This window comes from uncultured Roseobacter sp., from assembly GCF_947492555.1.
Taxonomy (GTDB): domain Bacteria; phylum Pseudomonadota; class Alphaproteobacteria; order Rhodobacterales; family Rhodobacteraceae; genus Roseobacter.
Window position 1 is genome coordinate 1,292,880 of the sequence record NZ_CANLNE010000001.1, and the last position, 21,715, is coordinate 1,314,594.

Consider the following 21,715-nt stretch of genomic DNA (forward strand, 5'->3'; position numbering starts at 1 on the left):
GTGCCGAATCTGCCCTGAATCCACCACCTTCCCCGGGTGTCATGACGCCATGAGAATCCTGACGGACACCCCGGACCGGCTGGTGATCGAACACCGGCCTCTCCTGCTGGCGCTGGCGCTTGTGGCGCTGACACTGCTGCTGCTCTACGCGGCCATGGCCTCCTATGCAGAGGGCGACACGGGCAAGGCGCTCTTTGTCCTTGCCGTCACGCTCCTTCTGATGGGACCCTCGTTCTGGTTCGCGGTCGAGCGGGTGCAGGTCATCTTTGACCGCCGCGCCCGCACCTACACCCTGAGAAAGCGGCGCCTTGCCGGGGACCAGTTCGAAACCCACCCGCTCGACACGGTGACCCGGGCCATGGTCCAGACCCACAAGGGAAACCATGAAGACCCCGACTGCCACCGCGTTGCCCTCGTTCTGGGTGCCGACCGGTTGGAAAACCGCCACGGGCTGACCCACAGCTACCGCAGCGGTCAGCAGGCCAGACAGGTTGTTGGCCGGATCAACGCCTGGCTTGACTCCGCCCGGTCCACAGCCTAAACGCCATCCGAACATCCGGAAGCTTCGATCTTCCGGTCCCGGCCTTTGCGGGATCGCCCTCCGTCAGCGCGTTGCGCCCACGGGGGCGCTTTTCGTTTCAGGCCCGGCCGGGCATTTGTGCAAGACCCGCGGACCTCCTACATCAGGAGCATCCCGCAACCGACATCGAAAGGGGCCATGGCCCATGTTTGAAAATCTGTCCGAACGCCTCTCCGGCGTCTTTGACCGGCTCACGAAACAGGGCGCGCTGTCTGAGGACGACGTGGCCACCGCCCTGCGCGAGGTGCGCGTGGCGCTGCTGGAGGCTGACGTCTCCCTGCCCGTTGCCCGCGATTTCGTAAAAGCCGTGCAGGAGAAGGCCACCGGACAGGCGGTCACCAAATCGATCACGCCCGGCCAGCAGGTCGTCAAGATCGTGCATGACGCGCTCATCGACGTGTTGAAAGGTGAAGGCGAACCCGGCGCGCTGAAAATCGACAACCCGCCCGCACCGATTCTCATGGTCGGCCTGCAGGGCTCCGGTAAAACCACCACCACCGCGAAACTGGCCAAACGTCTGAAAGACCGGGACGGCAAGCGCGTGCTCATGGCCTCGCTGGACGTGAACCGTCCCGCCGCGATGGAACAACTCGCCATCCTCGGCACCCAGATCGGCGTCGATACCCTGCCCATCGTCAAGGGCGAAGACCCCGTCGCCATCGCCAAGCGCGCCAAGACGCAGGCGGGCCTGGGGGGCTACGATGTCTATATGCTCGACACTGCCGGTCGGTTGCATATTGATCAGGAGCTGATCGCCCAGGCCGCCGCCGTACGCGACGTGGCCAACCCACGCGAAACGCTGCTGGTGGTCGATGGCCTGACCGGTCAGGACGCGGTCAACGTGGCCACGGAATTCGACGACAAGATCGGCGTGAGCGGCGTCGTGCTGACCCGGATGGACGGTGACGGGCGCGGTGGTGCTGCGCTCTCGATGCGTGCCGTGACTGGCAAGCCGATCAAATACGTGGGCCTTGGCGAAAAGATGGACGCCATCGAGACCTTCGAGCCTGAACGCATCGCGGGCCGAATTCTCGGGATGGGCGACATCGTGGCGCTGGTGGAGAAGGCGCAGGAAACCATCGAGGCCGAGCAGGCCGAAAAGATGATGAAGCGCATGGCCAAGGGTCAGTTCAACATGAACGACCTCAAGATGCAGCTGGAACAGATGCTCAAGATGGGCGGGATGGAAGGCATGATGGGCATGATGCCCGGCATGGGCAAGATGGCCAAGCAGGTCGAGGCGGCGGGGATGGATGACAGCATCCTCAAGCGCCAGATTGCACTCATCCAGTCGATGACCAAGAAGGAACGCGCCAACCCGCAGATCCTGCAGGCCTCCCGCAAAAAACGCATCGCCAAGGGCGCAGGGCTCGAAGTTTCCGAGCTCAACAAACTGCTCAAGATGCAGCGTCAGATGGGCGATATGATGAAGAAGATGGGCCGCATGGGCAAAGGCGGCATGCTGAAACAGGCGATGAAGGGCATGATGGGTAAAGGCGGAATGCCGGGCATGGACCCATCTCAGATGGACCCGAAACAGCTTGAGGCCGCAGCGAAGGCCATGGGCGGCAAGCTGCCCGGTGGCCTCGGTGGGATGGGCGGCGGTATGCCCCTGCCCCCCGGCCTGTCAGGATTTGGTAAAAAGAAATGACATCCCCGGTCGCTGATACCCCGGTGCTGGAAACGACGCGCCTTATTCTCCGCATGCCCTGTGCTGCGGATACAGCGCTTTATGCTGCCTTCTTTGATGCGCAAACGGGTGACGGTTACTTCTACGGCGGCCCCCTGCGACCGGATCAGGCCAGCGTGCGTCTGGCGGCGGACATCGGGCATTGGCACATGAAGGGCTTCGGCAAATTCGTGATGGTCGACCGCGAAACAGATGCACCCATCGGTGGCTGCGGCATCGTGCATTGGGACGGCTGGCCCAGCCATGAGCTGACGTGGTGGCTGCTCGGAACCGCGCGCGGCAAAGGCTTTGCCACCGAAGCGGCCCGTGCGGTGTTGGTTTACGCGCGGGACACGCTGGGATGGACGGTCGTGGAAACACATGTCCGCGACACAAATGCTGCAGCCCTGCGTCTCGTGGACCGTCTGGGCGGCATGAAACTGCGCCGCGACAGCTTCCCTGACGGGCACAGCCGCGACGTCTTCGGCTTTGAACTGGCGCAGCAGGGGGAGGTCGCATGATCACCTGTTTCCTGAAATACGAAATCGACCCGGCGAAAGTGGCGGATTTTGAAATCTACGCCAAAGCGTGGATTCACAACGTCACCCGCATGGGCGGCACGCATCACGGCTACTGGCTGCCCTCCGAAGGGCCCTCCGATCTGGCCTGGTGCGCCTTCAGCTTTCCCTTGCTCGCCGCCTACGAGGCCTATCGCACCGAGATGGCAACGGACCCCGCCTGCATCGCGACCTATGCGCACGCCGAACGCACACAGTGCATCCGCCGCTATGACCGCCACTTCACCCGCCCGGTGCTGGAAGGCGAAAGCCCGGCTGGTCTGGGATTGATGTAACGTGACCCCGATCCCCGTCATCACCACGGATCGGCTGATCCTGCGCGCGCCCACAGAAGGCGACGTCGCTGCCTTTGCGGAGTTTTACGCCAGCGAGGCGGCGCAGTTTGTGGGCGGCCCGATGAAGGATTTCGAGGTCTGGCGGTATACGGCCGAAGTGCTGGGCCATTGGCAATTGCGCGGTTTCGGGCGCTGGATGGTCGAACGCAAGGACACGCCCGGCGCCATTGGCCTTGTGGGGCTGCATGCGCCGCTGGACTGGCCGGAACCCGAGGTCGGCTGGATGCTGTGGGGCGGCAACGGCAAGGGTTACGCCAGCGAAGCCGGACGCGCCGCGCGACACTTTGCCTATGACACGCTGGGCATGACCACGCTGATCAGTCAGATCGCGCCGGGCAACGCGGCTTCCGTCCGGGTGGCCGAACGCATGGGGGCCACACGCGAGATGCCGGACAACGTGCACCCGGTCTACGGCACGCTGCAGGTCTACCGCCACCCCGGTCCCGAGGCCGCGGAATGACACGGCCAGCCCCAACCCTGCAGACCGACCGTCTGATCCTGCGCCCGCACGTCATGGACGACATGGAACCCTTCTGGACGTTCTATCAATCCCCGCGCGCACGATACATGGACCAACCCCGCAACCGCACGCATTTCTGGTACGGCTTCGCGTCCGAAGTCGGAAGCTGGGCCCTGATGGGCATGGGCGGCTGGGCCATCGAAGTGGACGGACGGATCGCCGGTCAGGTCGCCGTCACGCAGCCGCCGCATTTTGCCGAAACCGAACTGGGCTGGCTTCTCTTTGACGGTTTCGAAGGGCGCGGTATTGCCTTTGAGGCGGGTGAACTGGCGCTGGGCTACGCACGGCAGCAGATCCAGCCGACGTCTCTGGTAAGCTATATTCATCGCGACAATACCCGTTCCATCGCGCTGGCCAAGCGGTTGGGTGCCGCGCACGATCCGGCGGCCAAGGCCCATGACGCGGAAGATCTGGTCTACCGCTACGAGGTCACGCCATGAAATTTGGATGCGAAACACCCTCGACCGGTGCTGCGGCCGCCTTTGCGCTTGCGCTGCAAGGCCAGTTGCCGCTGCTGGTGACCGACCGCCTTGTGTTGCGCGCGCCGAAGGTCGAAGATTTCGACGCTTTTGCCCGCATCGCTTGCACAGATCGCGGCGCGTACTTCGGTGGCCCGATGACGCGGGAGGAGGCCTGGGCCGACTTCACCCAGATGACGGCCACCTGGCTGTTGCACGGCCACGGCGTCTGGACCATTGGCGCGGCAGGCGACATCGCAGGCTTCGTCCTCTTGGGATTTGAACCCGGTGATCTGGAACCCGAACTGGGCTTCCTCCTGTTGCCCGAGGCCGAGGGGCAAGGCATCGCCTTTGAGGCGGCAACAGCTGCCCGGGCGCATGCCTTTGATACACTGGGCTGGACAACGCTGGTCAGCTACATCGATCCCGAAAACGCCCGCGCCGCCCGTTTGGCATCGCGGCTTGGGGCGGTGCGGGACGGCATGGTCGATGACGCCCAGGTCTGGCGTTACAGCACAGGAGGCGCGCACGCATGACCGGCACCTCCATTCCACGCCTCGAAACCGGGCGGCTGATCCTGCGCGGGCCGGAGCCCGAGGATTACCCGGACTTCAAGGCCACCTTCACCAGTTACCGCGCCCGTTTCATGGGCGGGCCGCTGAACGCCTATGAAGCATGGATGCTCTATGCCGCCGAGATCGGTCATTGGCAGATCCGCGGCTATGGCATGTGGATGATCCACGACAAGGCCTCCGATGAAACGCTGGGCATGGCGGGCGGGTGGAAACCCGCAAAGTGGCCCGAAGCGGAAATCGCCTGGGTGATCTGGCCGGACAAGGCCGGGAAAGGCTATGCGCTGGAAGCGACGCATAAGGTGCGCGACTATCTCTACCGGGAAAAGGCCTGGGATGCCGCGGTCAGCTACATCGATCCCAAGAATCTCGACAGCATACGGCTGGCCGAGCGCTTGGGTGCGGTCAAAGACCCGGCGGCGGCAACGATTGACGGCAATGACGCAGTCTATCGCCATCCATCCGCGGCTGATTTGCAGGGCTCCCAACTGGCCCATGGGATCGAGATGGAGATCGGCCACTATGCCGACCCGCTCTTTAAACCGAAAGGATGGGCCATTGACTGATCCATATCTTGCAGTATCTGAGGCGCCGGCTGTGACCCACCGTGGTCTGGCGTCCGGAATTTGCGTCGCTGACGCCCATGGGAAGTTTTAAGATGACCGATGCCGTAACCCGTGCCGCAGAGGTGCTGAAAGAGCACCGCGCTTCTATCGACCGTCTCGATGCAATCCTCGTCTATACGCTGGGCGAGCGGTTCAAGCACACGCAGGCCGTGGGGAAACTCAAGGCCGCACACGACCTTCCCCCGTCCGATCCCGCGCGCGAAGCGGCGCAGATCGAGCGGCTTGAAGATTTGGCGAACCGGGCCGATCTGGACCCCGAATTCGCCAAGAAGTTTCTCAACTTCATCATCGCTGAAGTTATTCAGCACCATCAACTCCACCAGACATAAGGTGGCCTGAAAGCCCACCTTACCCACTGAACTCAGAAGGAAATACTATAATGGCTATGAAAATTCGTCTCGCCCGTGGCGGCTCCAAGAAACGCCCTTTTTACCGGATCGTCGCAGCGGACAGCCGCATGCCACGCGATGGCCGCTTCATCGAGAAGCTGGGCACTTACAACCCGCTGCTGCCGAAAGACAGCGAAGAGCGTGTGAAAATGGACGTCGAGCGCGTTCAGCATTGGCTGGGTCAGGGCGCACAGCCCACGGACCGTGTTGCACGCATGCTGGAAGCTGCTGGCCTGAAAGAGAAAACCGAGCGCAACAACCCCAACAAAGGCACACCGGGCAAGAAAGCGCAGGAACGTGCTGAAGAAAAAGCCGCAAAGGCTGCTGAGGCCGCCGCGCCTGCTGAAGAGGCCCCGGCGGAAGAAACTGCAGAGTAAGCTGGCGGTTTTTGGGCCGTCGCCGCTGCGACCGCCCTGCCTTTCCAAACCTGCAGGGGCCCGCGATTCTGCGGGCTCTTCGCTGTCTCATTCCTGTCCGGGCACGCAATGTTCAGGCCAATCCGCTCTTTGATGCTCATCACGTTCGCTTTTCTGGCGGGAATTTTCTTTGAGCGGGCTAATCAACGAGACACATGTCTTGATCGCGGCGGCGCAATTTCCGAAGGTTTGTGCGTAGGAGTGGAAGAATGACGGCGGAAAAAGTCTGTGTCGGTGCCATTGGCGGCGCGTACGGTGTACGGGGTGAGCTGCGCATCAAGAGCTTTTGTTCCGTTCCAGAAGACATCGAAAGCTACAGCCCGCTGGCCACTGAAGACGGCAGTCGGATGTTCCATCTGGCGCTCGTACGCCCGATCAAGAATGGCTTTGTCGCGCGTATCGTCGAGGTCTCCACAAAAGAAGAGGCCGACGCGCTGAAAGGCACACAGCTTTTCGCCACCCGTGACCAGCTACCGTCTCTGCCGGACGATGAATACTATCACACTGATCTCATTGGCCTTGAGGTGCTGGACACGGGTGGCACCTTGCTGGGCCAGATCAAAACTGTTCTGGACCATGGCGCAGGGGATTTGCTGGAAGTACAACGTCCGACCTCTTCGGAAACTGTACTCCTCCCCTTCACACTGGCCGCCGTCCCTACAGTTGATCTTGCAGCGGGCCGCATTATTGCAGACCCGCCCGACGGGCTTTTTTAAAGAATGCTGGAACAGATTGTTTTGCACCCGGGATTCCACAAAACCGGTACGAGCAGCCTGCAACAGACGATGGATGCCAACAAGAAAAGACTGCCAGACCGTTTTGGCGTACTGTTGCGCCCCCAATTGGTGCAACTGTCAAAAGCAGTGTTCAGGTACGCCCAATCACGTGACGATGCAGCGCTTGCGGTCATCCGACGCGAAGCTGGCGCGCTTGCTGCCAATCATTCTGACCGGATCAAAACGTTATTGATCAGTGAGGAAAACCTCAGCGGTCCGATGCCCGGTCGCGCAGGTGCGCACAACTATGGCGCGACGCGCTCTATTCTCCAGGCTATGACCGAAGGCATCCTGCACACCAGCCCTGACTGCCGCATCTGCGTGTTTTTCACCACGCGCCACCCGGGGCCATGGCTGAAAAGCTGCTATTGGCAATGCATGCGACGCGGCCGCGTTGGCATGTCCGAGGACGCCTTTGCCGAGCGCTATCAAAAGGCGGCGAACCTGGCGGAGGTTGTCGCCGAGGTGACCGATGCCTTGCCGGAACATCTTGTGGTCAGCACCTCGCTGGAGGACTGCACGCAACGACGTCTCGGCCCTCTGGATGCTTTGCTGGACTTAACCGATATTCCAAACGGTCGCCGCGCCCGGATTGTGGCCCGCCCCATAGCGCATAAGATGCCACCTCTCGAAATTCAAAAGCAGTTGATCAAACTGGATCAGTCCGATTTGTCCGACAAAGACTTGGTGGTCGCAAAACGGGCGCTCATTGATGCGCAGTTCTGACCGCAAAGGCCCTGCGATCAAAGCTTGCGCATCGGGCGCCAAACCGCGCATATGCACCGCGCAGCCCCTGCGAAACGAAGCATCATGAGTGAAACACCAAAATCTTTTGGTCGAAAAACGATCCGCCCGGCAGCACAGCCGCGCGATCTAATGTCCGGTGACGAAGAACTGGCAGGCGTGTGGCAGGCGCGGGTCGTGACACTTTTCCCCGACGCGTTTCCCGGAACACTTGGTCTTTCCCTGACCGGCAAGGCCCTGCAGGAAGGTCGCTGGCAACTCCACACACATGATCTGCGTGATTTTGGCATTGGGAAACACCGCAATGTGGATGACACGCCAGCAGGCGGTGGCGCGGGGATGGTGCTGCGGGCTGACGTCGTTGGTCCGGCGATCGAAGCAGCGCAACACCATGCGACAGGGCGCTGGCCGATCCTTTACATGTCACCTCGCGGACGCCGCTTTGATCAGGCCATGGCCAGGGATCTCGCGCGTTGCGATGGTGTTACCCTGCTCTGCGGGCGTTTTGAGGGCGTGGATGAGAGGGTCTTGGAGCACTACCAGATCACAGAAGTCTCATTGGGCGATTTCGTCATGACCGGGGGTGAGCTGGCCGCTCAAGCCGTGATCGATGCCACTGTCCGACTCCTCCCCGGGGTGCTTGGCAATGCGCAAAGCACAGTCGATGAAAGTCATTCCCAAGGGCTTTTGGAGCATCCGCAATACACGCGTCCGGCCGTATGGATGGAACGCGAAATTCCACCTGTTCTGACATCTGGCAACCATGGAGAGATTGGAAAATGGCGACGTGCTCAATCGGAGAATCTAACACGAATGCGCCGACCTGATCTTTGGAAGGAGTTCGAAACGAGCGACTGATCACAACCTTTCGAATTGCATGACGCGTCACCAACTGCCCGATTCTCGCCTCAAACCGTGGGGCATTTGGCTAAAAATTGCCAGAATTTCAATCGAAGATGGTCGCAAGTGTAAATCAGGGGTGATGTCACATGATGAAATTTTTGGAAGCACTAGGCACTTCCGCCAAAAAGCAGCCCGCCCATGGCGCGGATATGAGATACACGCGTTTCAATTACCACAAGACGCGCGAAACATCGGCATCGAAACAGGTAGAACAGCCAAACCACGTGCGGCGAACCTCTATGCCGGTTGCGGCCCACCGCCCTGCATCCAATGCCGCACGCGCTCAGAAACCTAAGTTTGACGAGAACGCTCAGCTTTATTCAGAGGCACACATTTCGGTCAGCGTTTTACGGAACGCCCTGCCGATGCGATTTGCTGTGATGGACTAGTCCGCTGGACGCCTCTGGCGTAGCATTCATATCACTGGTTCTGTTTCAGCTTTGACCACCGTCCAGGCAATCATGCCGCCATGAACGTGGTACGGCATCAATATCCCTCTGATGCAGGATATAGGACTTGGGACGTGCCCTGCTCTTCACGTCATAGGCGGGCGGTTCGCCAAACTGCAGCAATTGCCCGTTCTTGTCCGTAAAAGCCCAGCGAGCCGCGACGAGTTGATATGTACCAGTCTCATTGCCGTCACTGTCGCGCCAGAACTGCTGCCGCCACGCGCCCTTAATCTTGACGGGCAAGCGAATGTAATCTGGACCGGGATGCGGTCGCTGCACAGTCGCCGCAGCATGGCGTGCGCGATTGTCTAGCCACTTCAAATGTGCTGATAGTGGCCCGGTATCCAAAGTACGACGACCGGAAAAGACAACGGATATCTCTGTTGTTTTTTTGAAGAATGCACGTATCAGGAGATCTTGCGCAGCGGTGCGGCTGACCTGCGGCAAAAGCTCAACCTCAATTGGCCCACCATAGGTTTTGAAGAGCGCCCGGTCTTCTTGTTCCGGAGAGGGTTCGGGGGCATGTCGGCGCGAGAATGACATTTGCAAATCTGTCCACAAACTAAGATGCAGGCCTGCCTCGCCCCCGAAAACACGCCTTTGGCATGAAGGTACAGTGCCATTTCTTAACAAAGCGTTGAAACAACGGGCCTGACACCGGAATACGACTTGGGACGCTTGATAAGGCTTGATCCGCAGTGGCTTCCCCCCTATACCGCGCGAGTTCGGAATCGCTTTTGTGGTCCGGATCCGTTGTTGTTGAATTGGGGTGCTTCTTTCTGTCATCCACCACTACACAGCGGCTATCAAAAGAAACGACGTTTGAACTCTCCCGGCGGGCGCGAAACGCAGACCCGATGACGGACCGGAAGCTCTGAGACGCGCCAAATGTTACGCGACACACTGCGTGCAAAACCTTCGTGGAGCAAACCACGAGCACTAGAGGAGACGATCAGATGGATCTGATTGCAGAAATTGAAGCGGAGCAAATCGCCGCTCTTGGGAAAGACATCCCTGACTTTCGCGCGGGCGACACCGTCCGCGTCGGGTTCAAAGTGACCGAAGGCACACGCACCCGTGTGCAAAACTACGAGGGTGTGTGCATCGCACGCAACAATGGCAAGGGGATTGCCGGGTCCTTCACAGTTCGCAAGATTTCCTTTGGCGAGGGTGTAGAACGGGTTTTCCCATTACATTCGACGAACATCGATAGCATCACGGTCGTGCGCCGCGGCCGCGTGCGTCGCGCCAAACTTTACTATCTGCGCAGCCGTCGCGGCAAGTCCGCACGGATCACCGAGAATTCCAACTACAAGCCGCTCGCGGCAAAAGACGCGTAAGGAGCATTTCGATGAAAGCAGATACACATCCCGAATATCACGTCATCGATGTCAAAATGACAGATGGTACCGTGGTGCAGATGAAATCCACTTGGGGCAAGGAAGGCGACCAGTTGTCGCTTGATATCGATCCCTCTGTGCATCCGGCATGGACTGGCGGCTCATCGCGCCTGATGGATACAGGTGGCCGCGTTTCCAAGTTCAAAAACAAATACGCAGGTCTGGGTTTTTAAACCTTGAGCTCTTGTAAAGACACAAAAGCCACGCTGTTACGGCGTGGCTTTTGTGCATTTAAGACAATTGCTCAACTCTCATCAAACGTAAGGGGCGGCCAGTTCAAGCCGAGCAATAGGGATTAGAATTCCTCCCACCCGGATCTTTCCAAGTCTTCATCTTGCAGCGCAAGCGCGGCATTTCCATCAAATGTATGGGCCGTGGCCGACGAAGTGGCATTCAACACGGGCTGTTCGTTTCGTGGCGATGAAGAGAGGGCCGAACCCCGTTGTGTCACAGAAGGCTCACTTCCAATAGTGAAGCGCGCCATGGCCTGCTTGAGCCGTTCCGCCTGCTCTGCAAGCGACTGAGTTACAGCATTGGTTTCCTCAAACATAGCGGCATTTTGCTGCGTGACATCTTCCAGCTGCTGCATCGCTTCATTTGACTCGGAAATACTCATGGATTGTTCCGCCGCTGCCGCTGCAATGACCGAGACATATTCAGCAATCTCTTCCACGGCGCCATTGATGCTCCGTAAAGCAGTGCCCGCATTGTTAACCAGTTCTACGCCGTTGGACACCTGCTGCCCACTCGCTTCGATCAGGCCACCGATCTCGCGCGCGGCTTCAGAAGATCTTTGGGCCAACTCCCTTACTTCTGAGGCCACTACCGAAAACCCGCGCCCCTTATCCCCTGCGCGGGCAGCTTCCACGCCAGCATTCAGCGCAAGTAGGTTCGTCTGAAAGGCAATATCCTCGATCACCCCCACAATTTTTGCAATCTGCCCGGAAGAATCCTCGATCTCCGCCATTGCTGCCACCGCGTTCTCAACGATCTCATCCGAAGACCCTGCCTTTGATTGCGCTTTCAGCACCGCATCGTTTGCTTGCTGCGCACTTTTGGCGGCATTGCTGGAATTGGTCGCAATTTGAGTGATCGCTGCCGTGGTTTCTTCCAGAGTTGACGCTTGTGCCTCAGTTCGTTTTGCCAGTGTTTCAGCTGCGTCTTCGATGGAGTTCACATCTTCCACAATTGTGCCAGCGTTCTGATCAACCAGCGCCATGGCATCATGCAGTTCAGACAACGCACTATTGAAGTCCTGGCGCAAATCCTCGTACTGGTCTGGTAACGGCTCGTTGATGGGCTTGGACAGGTCCCCTGTTGATAGACTCTTCAATGCTTGCCGCAAGGTATCGACCACCCGCTTTTGCTCGGCCTCGACCTTCGCGCTTTTCCGGCGCTCGGCCTCTTCGGTCTCTCTGGCGTTGCGGTCTGCCTCGATCGCCTTTTCAGTCTCGGTTTCGGCTGCCTGACGCGCTTCCAATGCAGCTTTCTGAGCCTTCTCGGCAGTTTCCAGTGCCGCTTCGGTTTCTGTCTTCGCCGCTTCCGCCTTGGCCAGGGCCGCACGGGTCTCATCCGCCGACTTTTGCACTTCCCGGTTCTTTGCCAGGCTTTCCCGATAAGCCTTGTTACGCTGCTTCAGAGAGACCCAAAGCACCGCCGCCTCGACCACAACCACCGCACCGTGCAGAACCGTTCGTTGCAGGTTGGTCGCAATATCAACAGAGGGATAAACAAGAGCAGGCAAAGCCAATGACAAGCTGAGGTGATGAATCGCGATGGCCGCCGCCGCTGCCAAAATAACGACAGGTTCGGACATTATCATACAGACAGCAAGAACAGCGAAAAAGATCATGTGGCTGTCGATCTGCCAGGCGTGACCGGAGAGCCCGGCGGTGATGCAGATCGCCTGACCGACGAGCCCAACTGCAACAAGGACGCGTCCATGCACGTTTTGCATCCGCGCTCCTACAAACGCCAATATTGCAAAAAACGTGGCACTTGCACCGATAAGAAGAATAGAATTCTGCGCCACCCAGGCCGCGAGGAGGGCAAACGGTACGAGCGCAGCCGCCCCCATTGCCACTTGAAATGCGGCCCTGTTTGCCGCGTCTTTCCAAGCATCATCCCGAAAGGTCTCTATTTCAGTCATGCCTCTACTCCACACAAAAAGGCTGCGCGCCTGCCATCAACAACAAACCAAGCCCCATGCGCCAGAAGGGACGCGGCGAAATCATGTTCCTCCGAAAAGGCAAAAACGCCGAAGCGTGCCTCTATCGGACCGAGGACGCGCCCGCCGGAAGCGACAATCATGTCGTGGCGCTCCGCCCAGCCTGGGCCAATGACCAATACAACCTCACCAGGCACAGGTTTGGCCGCCGCCAGGGCAAGAAGCGGGCCGGAGAAGAGCAATGAGATCAGCACAAGGCCGTAAGTGATCAAGGGCATCGGGACCATTTCCAGTTCGTTGCTGGCTAGCACGTGAAGGTTTACAAGCTGCTAAAGCGTGACTTCCCTGGTGCGCCGACATGTACCTGTAAAAACCCATCTGGGATTACCCGTCACACAATGCGTAAATCGCCTGCATCACACCTTCCCAAATTCATTAACACTACATATAGTGCCGCCCAATACATGAGCCGCAGGAAGCGGCCGGGGCAAAGGATCGGGCAATGGCGCATATTATCGTCGTCGGGAATGAAAAAGGCGGCGCGGGTAAGTCGACGGTGTCGATGCATGTGGCTACGGCCCTGGCCCGGATGGGCCACAAGGTCAGCGCCCTTGATCTGGACCTTCGGCAAAGAACCTTCGGGCGCTACACGGAAAACCGCAAAGCCTTTCTGGCCAAGGCTGGATTGAGCCTCGCCAGTCCGAATACGCATGAATTGCCCGAAATCTCACCCGAAAGCCTGAAACCCGGTGAGAACATTTATGATCACAGGCTATCAGCCGCGGTGGCCTCGCTGGAACCGGACAACGACTTCATCCTGATTGATTGCCCCGGCTCGCATACGCGCCTCAGTCAGGTTGCGCACTCGCTGGCCGACACACTGATCACGCCGCTCAACGACAGTTTTGTGGATTTCGACTTGCTGGCGCGCACGGATTCCTCAGGCGACGAGATCCTCGGGCCATCTGTCTATTCGGAAATGGTCTGGAACGCGCGCCAGCTGCGCGCGCAGGCGGGCCTGACCCCCATCGATTGGATCGTCGTGCGCAACCGAATGGGGGCACAGCGCATGGTCAACAAGGAAAAGATGGAACGCGCCGTGAAAAACCTCAGCAAACGGATCGGGTTTCGCATTGCGCCGGGCTTCTCAGAACGCGTGGTTTTTCGCGAACTTTTCCCGCGCGGACTGACCTTGCTGGATCTCAAGGACATTGGTGTCAAACAGTTGAATATCTCGAATGTTGCAGCCCGCCAGGAGTTGCGGGATCTGATGAAAGCGCTGAACCTGCCAAACGTCGCGGTGGATTTTTAGGCCGTCGCCTCCGATTTTGCCAAGAAGGCCGTGGTCACGATATCGGCGCGGGCGCGGACAGCACTGAACCCCCAACCTTCGGGATGTTCATCTGATATCTTGTCTTCATAGACGGCACGCTTGACCTGTTCATATGCGGACAGCCCGTCCAGATCCTGTTTCAGCCGCATGCGAAGGGAGGCCGTGGTTTCATTTTCCTTCGGTTCAAAGGTCTTTCGAAGGGCGACCACCTTCGGCCCAAATCTGTCTTTGAAACCGGCCTTTATCTGCGCCGGTGGCCAGTACCCCCCTTTGCCCTTCTGCAAGTCATCCATGAATAGTGATCCGAAAAATGTGGCGGCTGCGGTCGCCAAAGGAGAAGCAATGCTTTTGTAGTCCGGTTTTTCGGACCCCTCCGGCGGCGGTGGCATTTCCAAACCGGGAATATGCGGCAAAACACCCGGAAGCTCGGACAGGGCCCAGCCCCCCAGATAACTGAAGGCCCCAATCAATGCGACCGGGGTCAGCATCTGGAACTGCCACATCTGAACGGCTTTTTTCGGATGTGTGGCCAGAAGTGCCATGGCACTAGCCCGCGCGGTAAAGCCCACAATGACAAAGGCCAAAAATACCAGAGTGACAAGCACTCCCGGGAAAGGCGTGTTCAGAAAATAGACCCCCAGCAAGGCGCCTATAAAAATCGGCAGGGCTTCCAGGAGTTTGTCCCGCATAGAGTAACGTCACTTGAGCCGGATGTGGGGCGGATTGTGAGAGCAGGTGATGAACGTCACACCGTTGAGTTGAACCTCCCACTGTTCCGCCTGGGCTCCGTCCCCCTTGTCGCACATGTCCGTACCCTGACGGTTTATCAGGCCCGGTAGAAGTTTCGCCAGGCTGGCTATCTGATCGACAACTGGTGCCGAGAGACGATCCCGCTGGATCATTTCGCCCAGTTTTTCGACTTGTTTGAGGAGCATCTCGCGGGTGCCCACGTCCAAGTGATCCAACCGCTCCGACTCTCTGTCTTTCATCGATGCCTCCCCATGACGTTGCCGGAGGCTAGCACGATTCGCGAAAACCCAGTTAGTCCTTCGGGGGCAGTTCAGCCAATACACGTAGAGTCTGGCGCAATATCTCCGCCTGATCCCGGCCGATCTTGGCGACCAGCGCCGCATCATACTCCATCGCGATCTCGCGTAGTTCGGCATAGGCTTTGCGGCCCTGCGCCGTCAGATCCAAATGCTCCACACGCCGGTCTGCCGCGTCGCGGGTCCGTGCGAGAAAACGCCGCTCCGCAAGGCGGTGCACAGCGCGGCTGATCTTGGTCTTGTGCATCTTCGCAGAATGCCCAATCTCTCCCGCCGTCATGCGACCGTAAAGCCCAAGATGGAAAAGCACACGCCACTCAGTGCGCAGCATCCCATACCGGTCCTTGTACACCTGTTGAAATTCGAGGCTGCTCATCTCTGCCGCCTGATTGAGCAGATAGGGCAGAAATTCCTGCAGATCAAAGCGGTCATTGTCTGGCATGCCACTTGGCTTCCCTTGTTAGTTACAAAAACAACTATTACATCTGCGCCATTCTGCGGACAAGGGAGGTTTCCATGAACCGGCACGTGACACCAGCAGGGATGACCCAGGCCGCCAGCGGCTCTGGCACGACCGACGGCTATATGCCCGGCTTCGGCAATGACTTTGAGACCGAAGCGTTGCCCGGCGCCCTGCCGCAGGGCATGAACTCACCACAGAAATGCAATTATGGCCTTTATGGCGAACAGCTGTCCGGCACGGCCTTTACCGCGCCCAGCCACCAGAATGAACGCACGTGGTGCTACCGCATTCGCCCGTCGGTGAAGCATTCGCACCGCTATGAAAAGATCGACCTGCCCCATTGGAAGTCCGCCCCGCATGTGGACCCGGACGTGGTGTCCCTGGGCCAATACCGCTGGGACCCGGTGCCGCATTCCGACACGCCGCTGACCTGGCTGACGGGCATGCGCACGATGACGACGGCGGGCGATGTGAACACGCAGGTGGGTATGGCGACGCATATCTATCTGGTCACGCAATCGATGGTGGATGCCTATTTCTACTCGGCAGACAGCGAACTGCTGGTGGTGCCGCAGGAAGGACGGCTGCGGTTCTGCACCGAGCTTGGGGTGATCGACGTCGAGCCCAAGGAGATCGCGGTGATCCCGCGCGGGCTGGTCTACCGGGTGGAGGTTCTGGAAGGCCCCTGTCGCGGGTTCGTCTGCGAGAACTACGGTCAGAAGTTCGACTTGCCGGGGCGGGGACCCATCGGGGCCAACTGCATGGCAAACCGGCGCGACTTCAAGACACCGGTGGCGGCTTTTGAGGACCGGGAAGTGCCCAGCACCGTGACGATCAAATGGGCAGGCCAGTTTCATGAGACGCAAATCGGGCACAGCCCTCTCGACGTGGTCGCGTGGCATGGCAATTACGCACCCTGCAAATACGACCTGCGCAACTATTGCCCGGTGGGTGCAATCCTGTTTGATCACCCGGACCCGTCGATCTTTACCGTGCTGACCGCGCCTTCTGGCGTGGAAGGCACCGCCAACATCGACTTCGTGCTCTTTCGCGAACGCTGGATGGTGGCCGAAGATACGTTCCGCCCGCCGTGGTATCACAAGAACATCATGTCGGAGCTGATGGGCAACATCTATGGCCAGTATGATGCCAAGCCCAAGGGGTTCGTGCCCGGCGGCATGTCCCTGCACAATATGATGCTGCCCCATGGGCCGGACAAGAACGCCTTTGAAGGTGCCAGTAATGCGGACCTCACGGCGGAAAAGCTCGACAACACCATGTCCTTCATGTTCGAGACCCGCTTTCCACAGCATCTGACCCGCTTTGCAGCTGAGGAGGCCCCGTTGCAGGACGACTACATCGATTGCTGGGAAAGCCTTGAGAAAAAGTTCGACGGCACGCCCGGGAAGAAATAGACACGTTGCATGAGCACCGCCCTTATTGACCTTCTCTTCTGGATCGGCGTTTTTGCCGCCCTGTTCTTCCTGTTCCGCTGGCTGCAAGCCCGCAAGAAACGCGACGCGCCCGGCAAGGATGACTAGATGCCCCTGATGAAAAGCTGGGTGGCCAGCGCCAATGATCCGGGCTGCGACTTTCCCCTGAACAACCTGCCCTACGGCGTTTTCTCGAACGATCCGCAGGACGCGCGCTGCGGCGTGGCCATTGGCGATCAGGTGCTGGATCTGGCGGCGGTCGAGGCCGCGGGCCTGATCCGGCTGGCAGATGAGCCGGTCTTCGATCTGCCCTATTGGAACGATGTGATGGACCTGGGGCCCGACGCCTGGGCCGCCCTGCGCGCCCTGCTCACGGATTTCCTGCGCGAAGCGGCACCAGAGCAGGCACAGCTGGCACCGTTTCTGGTGCCGTTGTCCGAAGTACGCCTTCATTTGCCAATCGTCGTGTCCGAATTCACCGATTTCTACGCCGGTCGCCATCACGCAACCAATGTGGGCACGATGTTTCGCGGCGCCGAAAACGCGCTGCCTGCCAACTGGCTGCATATCCCCATCGGCTACAACGGGCGGGCCAGCACGGTTGTCGTCAGCGGCACCGAAATCCGCCGCCCATGGGGTCAGATCAAGGTGCCTGACGCCGATGTGCCAGCGTTTAAACCCACCCAAAAGCTCGATATCGAACTGGAACTGGGCGCCATCGTTGGCGTGTCCACGTCCATGGGGCAACCCATATCGGTGGCCGAAGCGGATCAGATGATCTTTGGCTACCTGTTGCTGAACGACTGGTCCGCCCGTGACATCCAGGCCTGGGAATACCAGCCGCTCGGCCCGTTTCAGGCCAAGGCTTTCGCCACGTCGGTCAGCCCGTGGATCGTCACCACGGAGGCCTTGCAGCCCTTCCGAACGTCAACGCCTGCGCGCGAGAAAGAGCTGCTGCCGCATCTGCAGGAGCCCGGACCGATGCTCTTTGACATTGATCTCGCCGTGTTGATTGAGCCGGAGGGCGGCGCACAGGAAGTGATCGCCCAGACCAACTACAACCAGATGTATTACTCCGCCGCGCAGCAATTGGCGCATCATGCCTCCTCCGGCTGTGCGATGAATTCAGGCGATCTGCTGGGCTCCGGCACCATTTCGGGTCCAGAAAAGAACCAACGCGGGTCCCTGCTTGAACTGAGCTGGGGCGGTGAAGAGCCGATTTCGCTCCAAGATGGCGGCACCCGGTGTTTTGTCGAAGACGGCGACACGCTGACCCTGACCGGGCACGCGCAGGGGGACGGGTACCGCATCGGCTTTGGTGCCTGCGCGGGAAAGGTTCTGCCAGCACTGGACTGGACGTAATCGCCCGAGGCCGCCACACTCAGAACGCAGGAGGCGCATATGCTGATCGCTTTTGAAAAGATGGCACAGAACAACGCCTGGGCGAATGCCACGCTCTATCGTGCGGCACAGGCTTTGTCAGAAGAGGACGCTGGTGCGGAAGCACCCGGGTTCTTCCCCTCACTTGCGCGGACGTTGAACCATATCTACGAGGTCGATCTCTACTACATCGACGCTTTGGAAGAGGGAGGTCTGGGGCGTGAGGTCTACCAGCGAGACGACGAACCTTCGCTGGCATCGCTCGCCCGGCATCAGGCAACCGCGGATGCGCAGCTGATCGCTTTCTGTGAAAATCTGACAGAAGAAACGATGAAGGAGACGCGCCCGACCGACCGCCGGGACGGTGTGGTCGAGGAAATGGTGCGGGCGCTTTTGCTGCACCTCTTCCAGCATCAGATCCATCATCGCGGTCAGGCTCATGTACAGTTGCACGCGCTTGGCATCGCCCCGCCACAATTGGATGACTTCCACCTCTCTTTCGAACGTGCGCCCTCGGCAAAGGTCTATTGGTCATGACCAAGTTCGGCCCGAACCGCAGGGAATTGATCTTTCGCCTCTGTGTGTCCATCGCAGGGCTTCTCTTACTGGGTGCGGCACTGGTCTATCGCGGCATGCCGCAGGGACCGGCGATGTTTGAAATCGTCGGCATCGCAGGTGCCTTCTTTGGCGGCACGTTGCTTTGGACACTGAAAAAACTGATCCGGAAAGAGTATTCGGACGCGCCCTAGGTTTCAGACGCTGCCCAAACCTCTACCTCGACCACAAATTCCGGGCGCGTGAACCCCGACACGATCACCAGCGTGGAGGTGGGCAGGACCGGCACATTGGCCAGAAACGCATCGCGTGCCGCCATGTACCCGGACATATGGGCCCGGTCGGTCACATAGGCACTCAGATGACAGACATTCCCCGCGCCCATATTGGCCTCTTGCAAGATCGACAGGATATTCGCGAAACAGATATCCGCCTGCGCCTCCGCGCCTTCCGGAACAGATCCATCACGCGCAAGACCCAATTGACCCGAGGTCCGCACAAGGCGTGCTCCTGCGGGCAGTTCCACTCCATGTGAATAGCGTGCAAACGGCGGCGCAATTTGGCTGGGAGAGAGTGATTTCATGATCAGACTCCGGCGGCAGTGTCCGTATCACGATGACCCATATCGCGCGCCGGTTAAACCGCGAAATGGACGCAGAGTGTGCAACAATCGGCCTGTCTCTAGCGCCCTGTGTCTGCGGCTTCACCGAGGGAATCAGATGTCAGGCGCCGTGGATTCGAGACGTTTTTTAACCCGCTATCCCCAAAAACGCCGCAATGCCACCAACAATACCGAAAAAAATTACACCCTTTGAAATCGTTGAAGGCCATGGAACAGCAACGCGCGCCTTGCCAAAGATCGCTCGGGGGCTGCCACAACTTGCCGTAACTGCTTGGCGCATTTGCGACATCAGCTGTCCAAAATTCGCCGCTTGTCGTCCAAGGCAGGCCTCCAGGCGGCCCTTTCATCGGACATCCGCTTTCGGTCCTCCATCGGACCGTGTTAAAAGCGCTTTGAGAAGCCTGCAGGAATTGCAGGGTTCAGGCAGTTCTGTGGCTATGGCCCCGGGGAGAAAGGGTTGACGGCACGTCGGCTACGTTTGACACTTCAGCCGTCCCCTCGAGGGGCATCAAGAAAGCAGAACAACTGCATCACCGCGCCGGAGCAAATACCCGGCACAGCGCATTGACCAGGACGCGCAAAAAAACAGAGAGGAAGAAGATGACATTTTTCACACGTACCGGCAAACCCTTGCCGAAGGCCGTGGTGGACTCCGCGGGGAAGGTCGGCACCGATCCGGTCACCCGCCGCGAGTTCCTGGCAACGGCCAGCGCTTTTGGCGCGACGGCCGCGACAGCCTATTCGATGATCGGCATGGCCGCGCCCGCCCGCGCCGCCGGCCACAAGGAAGGCGGCGTTGTCCGCATGCAACAGGAAGTCCGGGCACTCAAGGACCCGCGCACCTATGACTGGTCGCAGATCGCGAACTTCTCGCGCGGCTGGCTGGAATACCTCGTGATCTACGAGAACGACGGTACCTTCACCCCCGCCCTGCTGGAGAGCTGGGAGATCAACGACAACGCCACCGAATACACCCTGAACGTCCGCAAAGGCGTGACGTGGAACAACGGCGACGACTTCACCGCTGAAGACGTGGCGCGCAACATCACCGGCTGGTGTGACAAAGGTCTCGAAGGCAACTCCATGGCCGGTCGTTTTGGCGTGCTGATCGACGAGGGCACAGGTCAGGCCATCGACGGAGCCATCACGGTTGTCGACAGCCACACGGTCAAACTGGCCCTGCCGCGCCCCGACATCTCGCTGATCCCCGGCATGGCGGATTACCCGGCGGCGATCACGCCCGCAGGCTTTGATCCGGAAAACATGATGGACAACCCCGTTGGCACCGGTCCCTACCTGCCCGAAATGCTTGAGGTTGGCGTGAAAAGCGCGCTGGTCAAGAACACCGAGCATACATGGTGGGGCACGGAAGTCTTTGGCGGGCCTTACATCGACCGTCTGGAATACATCGATTACGGCACCGATCCGTCCGCCTTTGTTGCGGCGGCCGAAGCCGAAGAGATCGACGCGCTCTACTCGATTGAGGGCGACTTCATCGACATCTTCGCCACGCTGGACGGCTGGGTCGAGAACTCGATTGCCACGGCGGCGACCATCGTCATCCGTCCCAACCAGCTGGCAGAAGTAGACGGCGCCAAGCCGTACGCGGACAAACGGGTCCGTCAAGCGCTGTCGATGGCCGTCGACAATGCGGTTCTGCTGGAGCTGGGCTACGGCGGACGCGGCATCGAAGCGGAAAACCACCACGTGGGTCCGATGCATCCCGACTACGCCGAACTGCCGCCGCGCAAGGTAGACCCAGCCGCCGCCAAGGCGCTGATGGACGAAGCGGGCATGGGCGATTTCGAGCACGAACTCTACTCGATCGACGATGCCTGGCGCAAAGACACGACCGATGCTGTCGCCGCCCAGCTGCGCGACGCGGGCATCAAGGTCAAGCGGACCATCCTGCCCGGCTCCACCTTCTGGAATGACTGGGTGAAGTACCCGTTCTCCTCCACCAACTGGAACCACCGTCCGCTGGGGGTACAGATCTGGGCACTGGCTTACCGGTCCGGCGAGGCGTGGAACGAGTTCGGCTGGTCCAACGCGGAGTTCGACAAGATGCTGGATGTGGCGCTGGCCACGGCGGATGTGGACGAACGCCGCAAGCTGATGAAGGACATGCAAGCCCTGATCCAGGAAGAAGGCGTGACGATCCAGCCCTATTGGCGGTCACTCTATAACTTCACCAAAGAGGGCCTGGTGGGCGCGGAACACCATATCGCGTTCGAATACCATCCGGCGCGTATGGCCTGGACCTGAGCCATTTGAAATCCGAAGGGCCGCGTTCTGCGCGGC

Annotated in this window: 29 protein-coding genes; 22 read left to right on the forward strand and 7 right to left on the reverse strand. The window is 59.5% G+C overall.

Features of this window, described 5'->3' with window-relative positions:
* Positions 1 to 49 precede the first annotated feature (49 nt).
* From Q1A07_RS06330 to Q1A07_RS06395, 14 genes are all read left to right on the forward strand, one after another.
* Complete coding sequence (locus Q1A07_RS06330; protein WP_299778808.1) at positions 50 to 541, forward strand: hypothetical protein; 492 nt, start codon at positions 50 to 52, stop codon at positions 539 to 541.
* Between the two features lie 184 nt (positions 542 to 725).
* On the forward strand, positions 726 to 2,231 hold the full coding sequence (gene ffh, locus Q1A07_RS06335; protein ID WP_195821594.1) for a signal recognition particle protein: 1,506 nt from the start codon (positions 726 to 728) through the stop codon (positions 2,229 to 2,231).
* Complete coding sequence (locus tag Q1A07_RS06340) at positions 2,228 to 2,770, forward strand: GNAT family N-acetyltransferase (protein ID WP_299778810.1); 543 nt, start codon at positions 2,228 to 2,230, stop codon at positions 2,768 to 2,770. The genes ffh and Q1A07_RS06340 overlap by 4 nt, the downstream gene beginning before the upstream one ends.
* Positions 2,767 to 3,102 carry an NIPSNAP family protein gene (locus Q1A07_RS06345; RefSeq protein WP_299778812.1) on the forward strand — a complete coding sequence of 112 codons (336 nt, stop codon included), beginning with the start codon at positions 2,767 to 2,769 and terminating at the stop codon, positions 3,100 to 3,102. The genes Q1A07_RS06340 and Q1A07_RS06345 overlap by 4 nt, the downstream gene beginning before the upstream one ends.
* Before the next feature lies 1 nt (position 3,103).
* Positions 3,104 to 3,622 carry a GNAT family N-acetyltransferase gene (locus Q1A07_RS06350; protein WP_299778814.1) on the forward strand — a complete coding sequence of 173 codons (519 nt, stop codon included), beginning with the start codon at positions 3,104 to 3,106 and terminating at the stop codon, positions 3,620 to 3,622.
* A complete protein-coding gene (locus Q1A07_RS06355) occupies positions 3,619 to 4,122 on the forward strand; it encodes a GNAT family N-acetyltransferase (RefSeq protein WP_299778816.1) in 504 nt (167 codons plus the stop codon). The genes Q1A07_RS06350 and Q1A07_RS06355 overlap by 4 nt, the downstream gene beginning before the upstream one ends.
* Positions 4,119 to 4,676, forward strand: coding sequence for a GNAT family N-acetyltransferase (locus Q1A07_RS06360; protein ID WP_299778818.1), 558 nt, complete (start codon positions 4,119 to 4,121; stop codon positions 4,674 to 4,676). Before Q1A07_RS06355 ends, Q1A07_RS06360 begins: the two co-directional genes overlap by 4 nt.
* A complete protein-coding gene (locus Q1A07_RS06365; protein ID WP_195821588.1) occupies positions 4,673 to 5,278 on the forward strand; it encodes a GNAT family N-acetyltransferase in 606 nt (201 codons plus the stop codon). The genes Q1A07_RS06360 and Q1A07_RS06365 overlap by 4 nt, the downstream gene beginning before the upstream one ends.
* 92 nt (positions 5,279 to 5,370) lie before the next feature.
* The gene (locus Q1A07_RS06370; RefSeq protein ID WP_195821587.1) at positions 5,371 to 5,667 is read left to right on the forward strand and encodes a chorismate mutase; all 297 of its coding nucleotides are present in this window, start codon (positions 5,371 to 5,373) and stop codon (positions 5,665 to 5,667) included.
* Between the two features lie 50 nt (positions 5,668 to 5,717).
* Complete coding sequence (gene rpsP, locus Q1A07_RS06375; RefSeq protein WP_195821586.1) at positions 5,718 to 6,104, forward strand: 30S ribosomal protein S16; 387 nt, start codon at positions 5,718 to 5,720, stop codon at positions 6,102 to 6,104.
* Positions 6,105 to 6,352: 248 nt separating this feature from the next.
* Complete coding sequence (gene rimM, locus Q1A07_RS06380) at positions 6,353 to 6,859, forward strand: ribosome maturation factor RimM (RefSeq protein ID WP_299778826.1); 507 nt, start codon at positions 6,353 to 6,355, stop codon at positions 6,857 to 6,859.
* A gap of 3 nt (positions 6,860 to 6,862) precedes the next feature.
* Positions 6,863 to 7,645: a hypothetical protein gene (locus tag Q1A07_RS06385; RefSeq protein ID WP_299778828.1), complete on the forward strand. Its 783-nt coding sequence runs from the start codon at positions 6,863 to 6,865 to the stop codon at positions 7,643 to 7,645.
* An 84-nt stretch (positions 7,646 to 7,729) separates the two neighbouring features.
* Positions 7,730 to 8,521, forward strand: coding sequence for a tRNA (guanosine(37)-N1)-methyltransferase TrmD (trmD, locus tag Q1A07_RS06390; protein ID WP_299778830.1), 792 nt, complete (start codon positions 7,730 to 7,732; stop codon positions 8,519 to 8,521).
* A 131-nt stretch (positions 8,522 to 8,652) separates the two neighbouring features.
* Positions 8,653 to 8,955 carry a hypothetical protein gene (locus tag Q1A07_RS06395; protein ID WP_299778832.1) on the forward strand — a complete coding sequence of 101 codons (303 nt, stop codon included), beginning with the start codon at positions 8,653 to 8,655 and terminating at the stop codon, positions 8,953 to 8,955.
* Between the two features lie 45 nt (positions 8,956 to 9,000).
* Here Q1A07_RS06395 and Q1A07_RS06400 read toward each other — a convergent pair whose 3' ends face one another.
* A complete protein-coding gene (locus Q1A07_RS06400; RefSeq protein ID WP_299778834.1) occupies positions 9,001 to 9,558 on the reverse strand; it encodes a hypothetical protein in 558 nt (185 codons plus the stop codon).
* Between the two features lie 413 nt (positions 9,559 to 9,971).
* Here Q1A07_RS06400 and rplS point away from each other — a divergent pair, with 413 nt between their 5' ends.
* Both rplS and rpmE read left to right on the forward strand, forming a co-directional pair.
* A complete protein-coding gene (gene rplS, locus Q1A07_RS06405; protein WP_299778836.1) occupies positions 9,972 to 10,355 on the forward strand; it encodes a 50S ribosomal protein L19 in 384 nt (127 codons plus the stop codon).
* Between the two features lie 11 nt (positions 10,356 to 10,366).
* Positions 10,367 to 10,588 (forward strand): 50S ribosomal protein L31, encoded by a 222-nt coding sequence (rpmE, locus tag Q1A07_RS06410; protein ID WP_299778838.1) that lies wholly within the window; start codon positions 10,367 to 10,369, stop codon positions 10,586 to 10,588.
* A gap of 122 nt (positions 10,589 to 10,710) precedes the next feature.
* Here the strand turns inward: rpmE and Q1A07_RS06415 are convergent, their stop codons facing one another.
* Positions 10,711 to 12,564 carry a methyl-accepting chemotaxis protein gene (locus tag Q1A07_RS06415; protein ID WP_299778840.1) on the reverse strand — a complete coding sequence of 618 codons (1,854 nt, stop codon included), beginning with the start codon at positions 12,562 to 12,564 and terminating at the stop codon, positions 10,711 to 10,713.
* Complete coding sequence (locus tag Q1A07_RS06420) at positions 12,561 to 12,860, reverse strand: hypothetical protein (RefSeq protein ID WP_299778842.1); 300 nt, start codon at positions 12,858 to 12,860, stop codon at positions 12,561 to 12,563. Before Q1A07_RS06420 ends, Q1A07_RS06415 begins: the two co-directional genes overlap by 4 nt.
* A gap of 224 nt (positions 12,861 to 13,084) precedes the next feature.
* Here Q1A07_RS06420 and Q1A07_RS06425 point away from each other — a divergent pair, with 224 nt between their 5' ends.
* Entirely contained in the window at positions 13,085 to 13,894 is an 810-nt protein-coding gene (locus Q1A07_RS06425; protein WP_299778843.1) for a division plane positioning ATPase MipZ, read from the forward strand.
* On the opposite strand, the gene Q1A07_RS06430 is transcribed toward Q1A07_RS06425, so the two are convergent.
* The 3 genes from Q1A07_RS06430 to Q1A07_RS06440 are packed head-to-tail and all read right to left on the reverse strand — an operon-like array spanning position 13,891 to position 15,403.
* Positions 13,891 to 14,604, reverse strand: a complete 714-nt coding sequence (locus Q1A07_RS06430; protein WP_299778844.1) for a hypothetical protein — start codon at positions 14,602 to 14,604, stop codon at positions 13,891 to 13,893. The two genes, Q1A07_RS06425 and Q1A07_RS06430, sit on opposite strands and share 4 nt — an antisense overlap.
* Positions 14,605 to 14,613: 9 nt before the next feature.
* Complete coding sequence (locus Q1A07_RS06435; RefSeq protein WP_299778845.1) at positions 14,614 to 14,904, reverse strand: hypothetical protein; 291 nt, start codon at positions 14,902 to 14,904, stop codon at positions 14,614 to 14,616.
* A 52-nt stretch (positions 14,905 to 14,956) separates the two neighbouring features.
* Positions 14,957 to 15,403: a MarR family transcriptional regulator gene (locus Q1A07_RS06440; RefSeq protein WP_299778846.1), complete on the reverse strand. Its 447-nt coding sequence runs from the start codon at positions 15,401 to 15,403 to the stop codon at positions 14,957 to 14,959.
* Positions 15,404 to 15,477: 74 nt separating this feature from the next.
* Here Q1A07_RS06440 and hmgA point away from each other — a divergent pair, with 74 nt between their 5' ends.
* From hmgA to Q1A07_RS06460, 4 genes are all read left to right on the forward strand, one after another.
* The gene (gene hmgA / locus Q1A07_RS06445) at positions 15,478 to 16,839 is read left to right on the forward strand and encodes a homogentisate 1,2-dioxygenase (RefSeq protein WP_299778847.1); all 1,362 of its coding nucleotides are present in this window, start codon (positions 15,478 to 15,480) and stop codon (positions 16,837 to 16,839) included.
* 126 nt (positions 16,840 to 16,965) lie between these two features.
* Entirely contained in the window at positions 16,966 to 18,219 is a 1,254-nt protein-coding gene (gene fahA / locus Q1A07_RS06450) for a fumarylacetoacetase (protein ID WP_299778848.1), read from the forward strand.
* Positions 18,220 to 18,258: 39 nt separating this feature from the next.
* Positions 18,259 to 18,774 (forward strand): DinB family protein, encoded by a 516-nt coding sequence (locus tag Q1A07_RS06455; RefSeq protein ID WP_299778849.1) that lies wholly within the window; start codon positions 18,259 to 18,261, stop codon positions 18,772 to 18,774.
* A complete protein-coding gene (locus Q1A07_RS06460) occupies positions 18,771 to 18,986 on the forward strand; it encodes a hypothetical protein (protein ID WP_299778850.1) in 216 nt (71 codons plus the stop codon). Before Q1A07_RS06455 ends, Q1A07_RS06460 begins: the two co-directional genes overlap by 4 nt.
* On the opposite strand, the gene Q1A07_RS06465 is transcribed toward Q1A07_RS06460, so the two are convergent.
* Positions 18,983 to 19,375, reverse strand: coding sequence for a RidA family protein (locus Q1A07_RS06465; RefSeq protein ID WP_299778852.1), 393 nt, complete (start codon positions 19,373 to 19,375; stop codon positions 18,983 to 18,985). The genes Q1A07_RS06460 and Q1A07_RS06465 overlap by 4 nt on opposite strands.
* Before the next feature lie 639 nt (positions 19,376 to 20,014).
* On the opposite strand from Q1A07_RS06465, the gene Q1A07_RS06470 reads away from it, so the two are divergent.
* The gene (locus tag Q1A07_RS06470; RefSeq protein ID WP_299778854.1) at positions 20,015 to 21,679 is read left to right on the forward strand and encodes an ABC transporter substrate-binding protein; all 1,665 of its coding nucleotides are present in this window, start codon (positions 20,015 to 20,017) and stop codon (positions 21,677 to 21,679) included.
* Positions 21,680 to 21,715: the final 36 nt, after the last annotated feature.

What these genes read in the sequence shown, in the direction of transcription:
- Q1A07_RS06330 (WP_299778808.1), top strand. Translation starts at nt 50, where the DNA reads ATGAGAATCCTGACGGACACCCCGGACCGGCTGGTGATCGAACACCGG.
- ffh (WP_195821594.1), top strand. Translation starts at nt 726, where the DNA reads ATGTTTGAAAATCTGTCCGAACGCCTCTCCGGCGTCTTTGACCGGCTC.
- Q1A07_RS06340 (WP_299778810.1), top strand. Translation starts at nt 2,228, where the DNA reads ATGACATCCCCGGTCGCTGATACCCCGGTGCTGGAAACGACGCGCCTT.
- Q1A07_RS06345 (WP_299778812.1), top strand. Translation starts at nt 2,767, where the DNA reads ATGATCACCTGTTTCCTGAAATACGAAATCGACCCGGCGAAAGTGGCG.
- Q1A07_RS06355 (WP_299778816.1), top strand. Translation starts at nt 3,619, where the DNA reads ATGACACGGCCAGCCCCAACCCTGCAGACCGACCGTCTGATCCTGCGC.
- Q1A07_RS06360 (WP_299778818.1), top strand. Translation starts at nt 4,119, where the DNA reads ATGAAATTTGGATGCGAAACACCCTCGACCGGTGCTGCGGCCGCCTTT.
- Q1A07_RS06365 (WP_195821588.1), top strand. Translation starts at nt 4,673, where the DNA reads ATGACCGGCACCTCCATTCCACGCCTCGAAACCGGGCGGCTGATCCTG.
- Q1A07_RS06370 (WP_195821587.1), top strand. Translation starts at nt 5,371, where the DNA reads ATGACCGATGCCGTAACCCGTGCCGCAGAGGTGCTGAAAGAGCACCGC.
- rpsP (WP_195821586.1), top strand. Translation starts at nt 5,718, where the DNA reads ATGGCTATGAAAATTCGTCTCGCCCGTGGCGGCTCCAAGAAACGCCCT.
- rimM (WP_299778826.1), top strand. Translation starts at nt 6,353, where the DNA reads ATGACGGCGGAAAAAGTCTGTGTCGGTGCCATTGGCGGCGCGTACGGT.
- Q1A07_RS06385 (WP_299778828.1), top strand. Translation starts at nt 6,863, where the DNA reads ATGCTGGAACAGATTGTTTTGCACCCGGGATTCCACAAAACCGGTACG.
- trmD (WP_299778830.1), top strand. Translation starts at nt 7,730, where the DNA reads ATGAGTGAAACACCAAAATCTTTTGGTCGAAAAACGATCCGCCCGGCA.
- Q1A07_RS06395 (WP_299778832.1), top strand. Translation starts at nt 8,653, where the DNA reads ATGATGAAATTTTTGGAAGCACTAGGCACTTCCGCCAAAAAGCAGCCC.
- Q1A07_RS06400 (WP_299778834.1), bottom strand. Translation starts at nt 9,558, where the DNA reads ATGTCATTCTCGCGCCGACATGCCCCCGAACCCTCTCCGGAACAAGAA.
- rplS (WP_299778836.1), top strand. Translation starts at nt 9,972, where the DNA reads ATGGATCTGATTGCAGAAATTGAAGCGGAGCAAATCGCCGCTCTTGGG.
- rpmE (WP_299778838.1), top strand. Translation starts at nt 10,367, where the DNA reads ATGAAAGCAGATACACATCCCGAATATCACGTCATCGATGTCAAAATG.
- Q1A07_RS06415 (WP_299778840.1), bottom strand. Translation starts at nt 12,564, where the DNA reads ATGACTGAAATAGAGACCTTTCGGGATGATGCTTGGAAAGACGCGGCA.
- Q1A07_RS06420 (WP_299778842.1), bottom strand. Translation starts at nt 12,860, where the DNA reads ATGCCCTTGATCACTTACGGCCTTGTGCTGATCTCATTGCTCTTCTCC.
- Q1A07_RS06425 (WP_299778843.1), top strand. Translation starts at nt 13,085, where the DNA reads ATGGCGCATATTATCGTCGTCGGGAATGAAAAAGGCGGCGCGGGTAAG.
- Q1A07_RS06430 (WP_299778844.1), bottom strand. Translation starts at nt 14,604, where the DNA reads ATGCGGGACAAACTCCTGGAAGCCCTGCCGATTTTTATAGGCGCCTTG.
- Q1A07_RS06435 (WP_299778845.1), bottom strand. Translation starts at nt 14,904, where the DNA reads ATGAAAGACAGAGAGTCGGAGCGGTTGGATCACTTGGACGTGGGCACC.
- Q1A07_RS06440 (WP_299778846.1), bottom strand. Translation starts at nt 15,403, where the DNA reads ATGCCAGACAATGACCGCTTTGATCTGCAGGAATTTCTGCCCTATCTG.
- hmgA (WP_299778847.1), top strand. Translation starts at nt 15,478, where the DNA reads ATGAACCGGCACGTGACACCAGCAGGGATGACCCAGGCCGCCAGCGGC.
- fahA (WP_299778848.1), top strand. Translation starts at nt 16,966, where the DNA reads ATGCCCCTGATGAAAAGCTGGGTGGCCAGCGCCAATGATCCGGGCTGC.
- Q1A07_RS06455 (WP_299778849.1), top strand. Translation starts at nt 18,259, where the DNA reads ATGCTGATCGCTTTTGAAAAGATGGCACAGAACAACGCCTGGGCGAAT.
- Q1A07_RS06460 (WP_299778850.1), top strand. Translation starts at nt 18,771, where the DNA reads ATGACCAAGTTCGGCCCGAACCGCAGGGAATTGATCTTTCGCCTCTGT.
- Q1A07_RS06465 (WP_299778852.1), bottom strand. Translation starts at nt 19,375, where the DNA reads ATGAAATCACTCTCTCCCAGCCAAATTGCGCCGCCGTTTGCACGCTAT.
- Q1A07_RS06470 (WP_299778854.1), top strand. Translation starts at nt 20,015, where the DNA reads ATGACATTTTTCACACGTACCGGCAAACCCTTGCCGAAGGCCGTGGTG.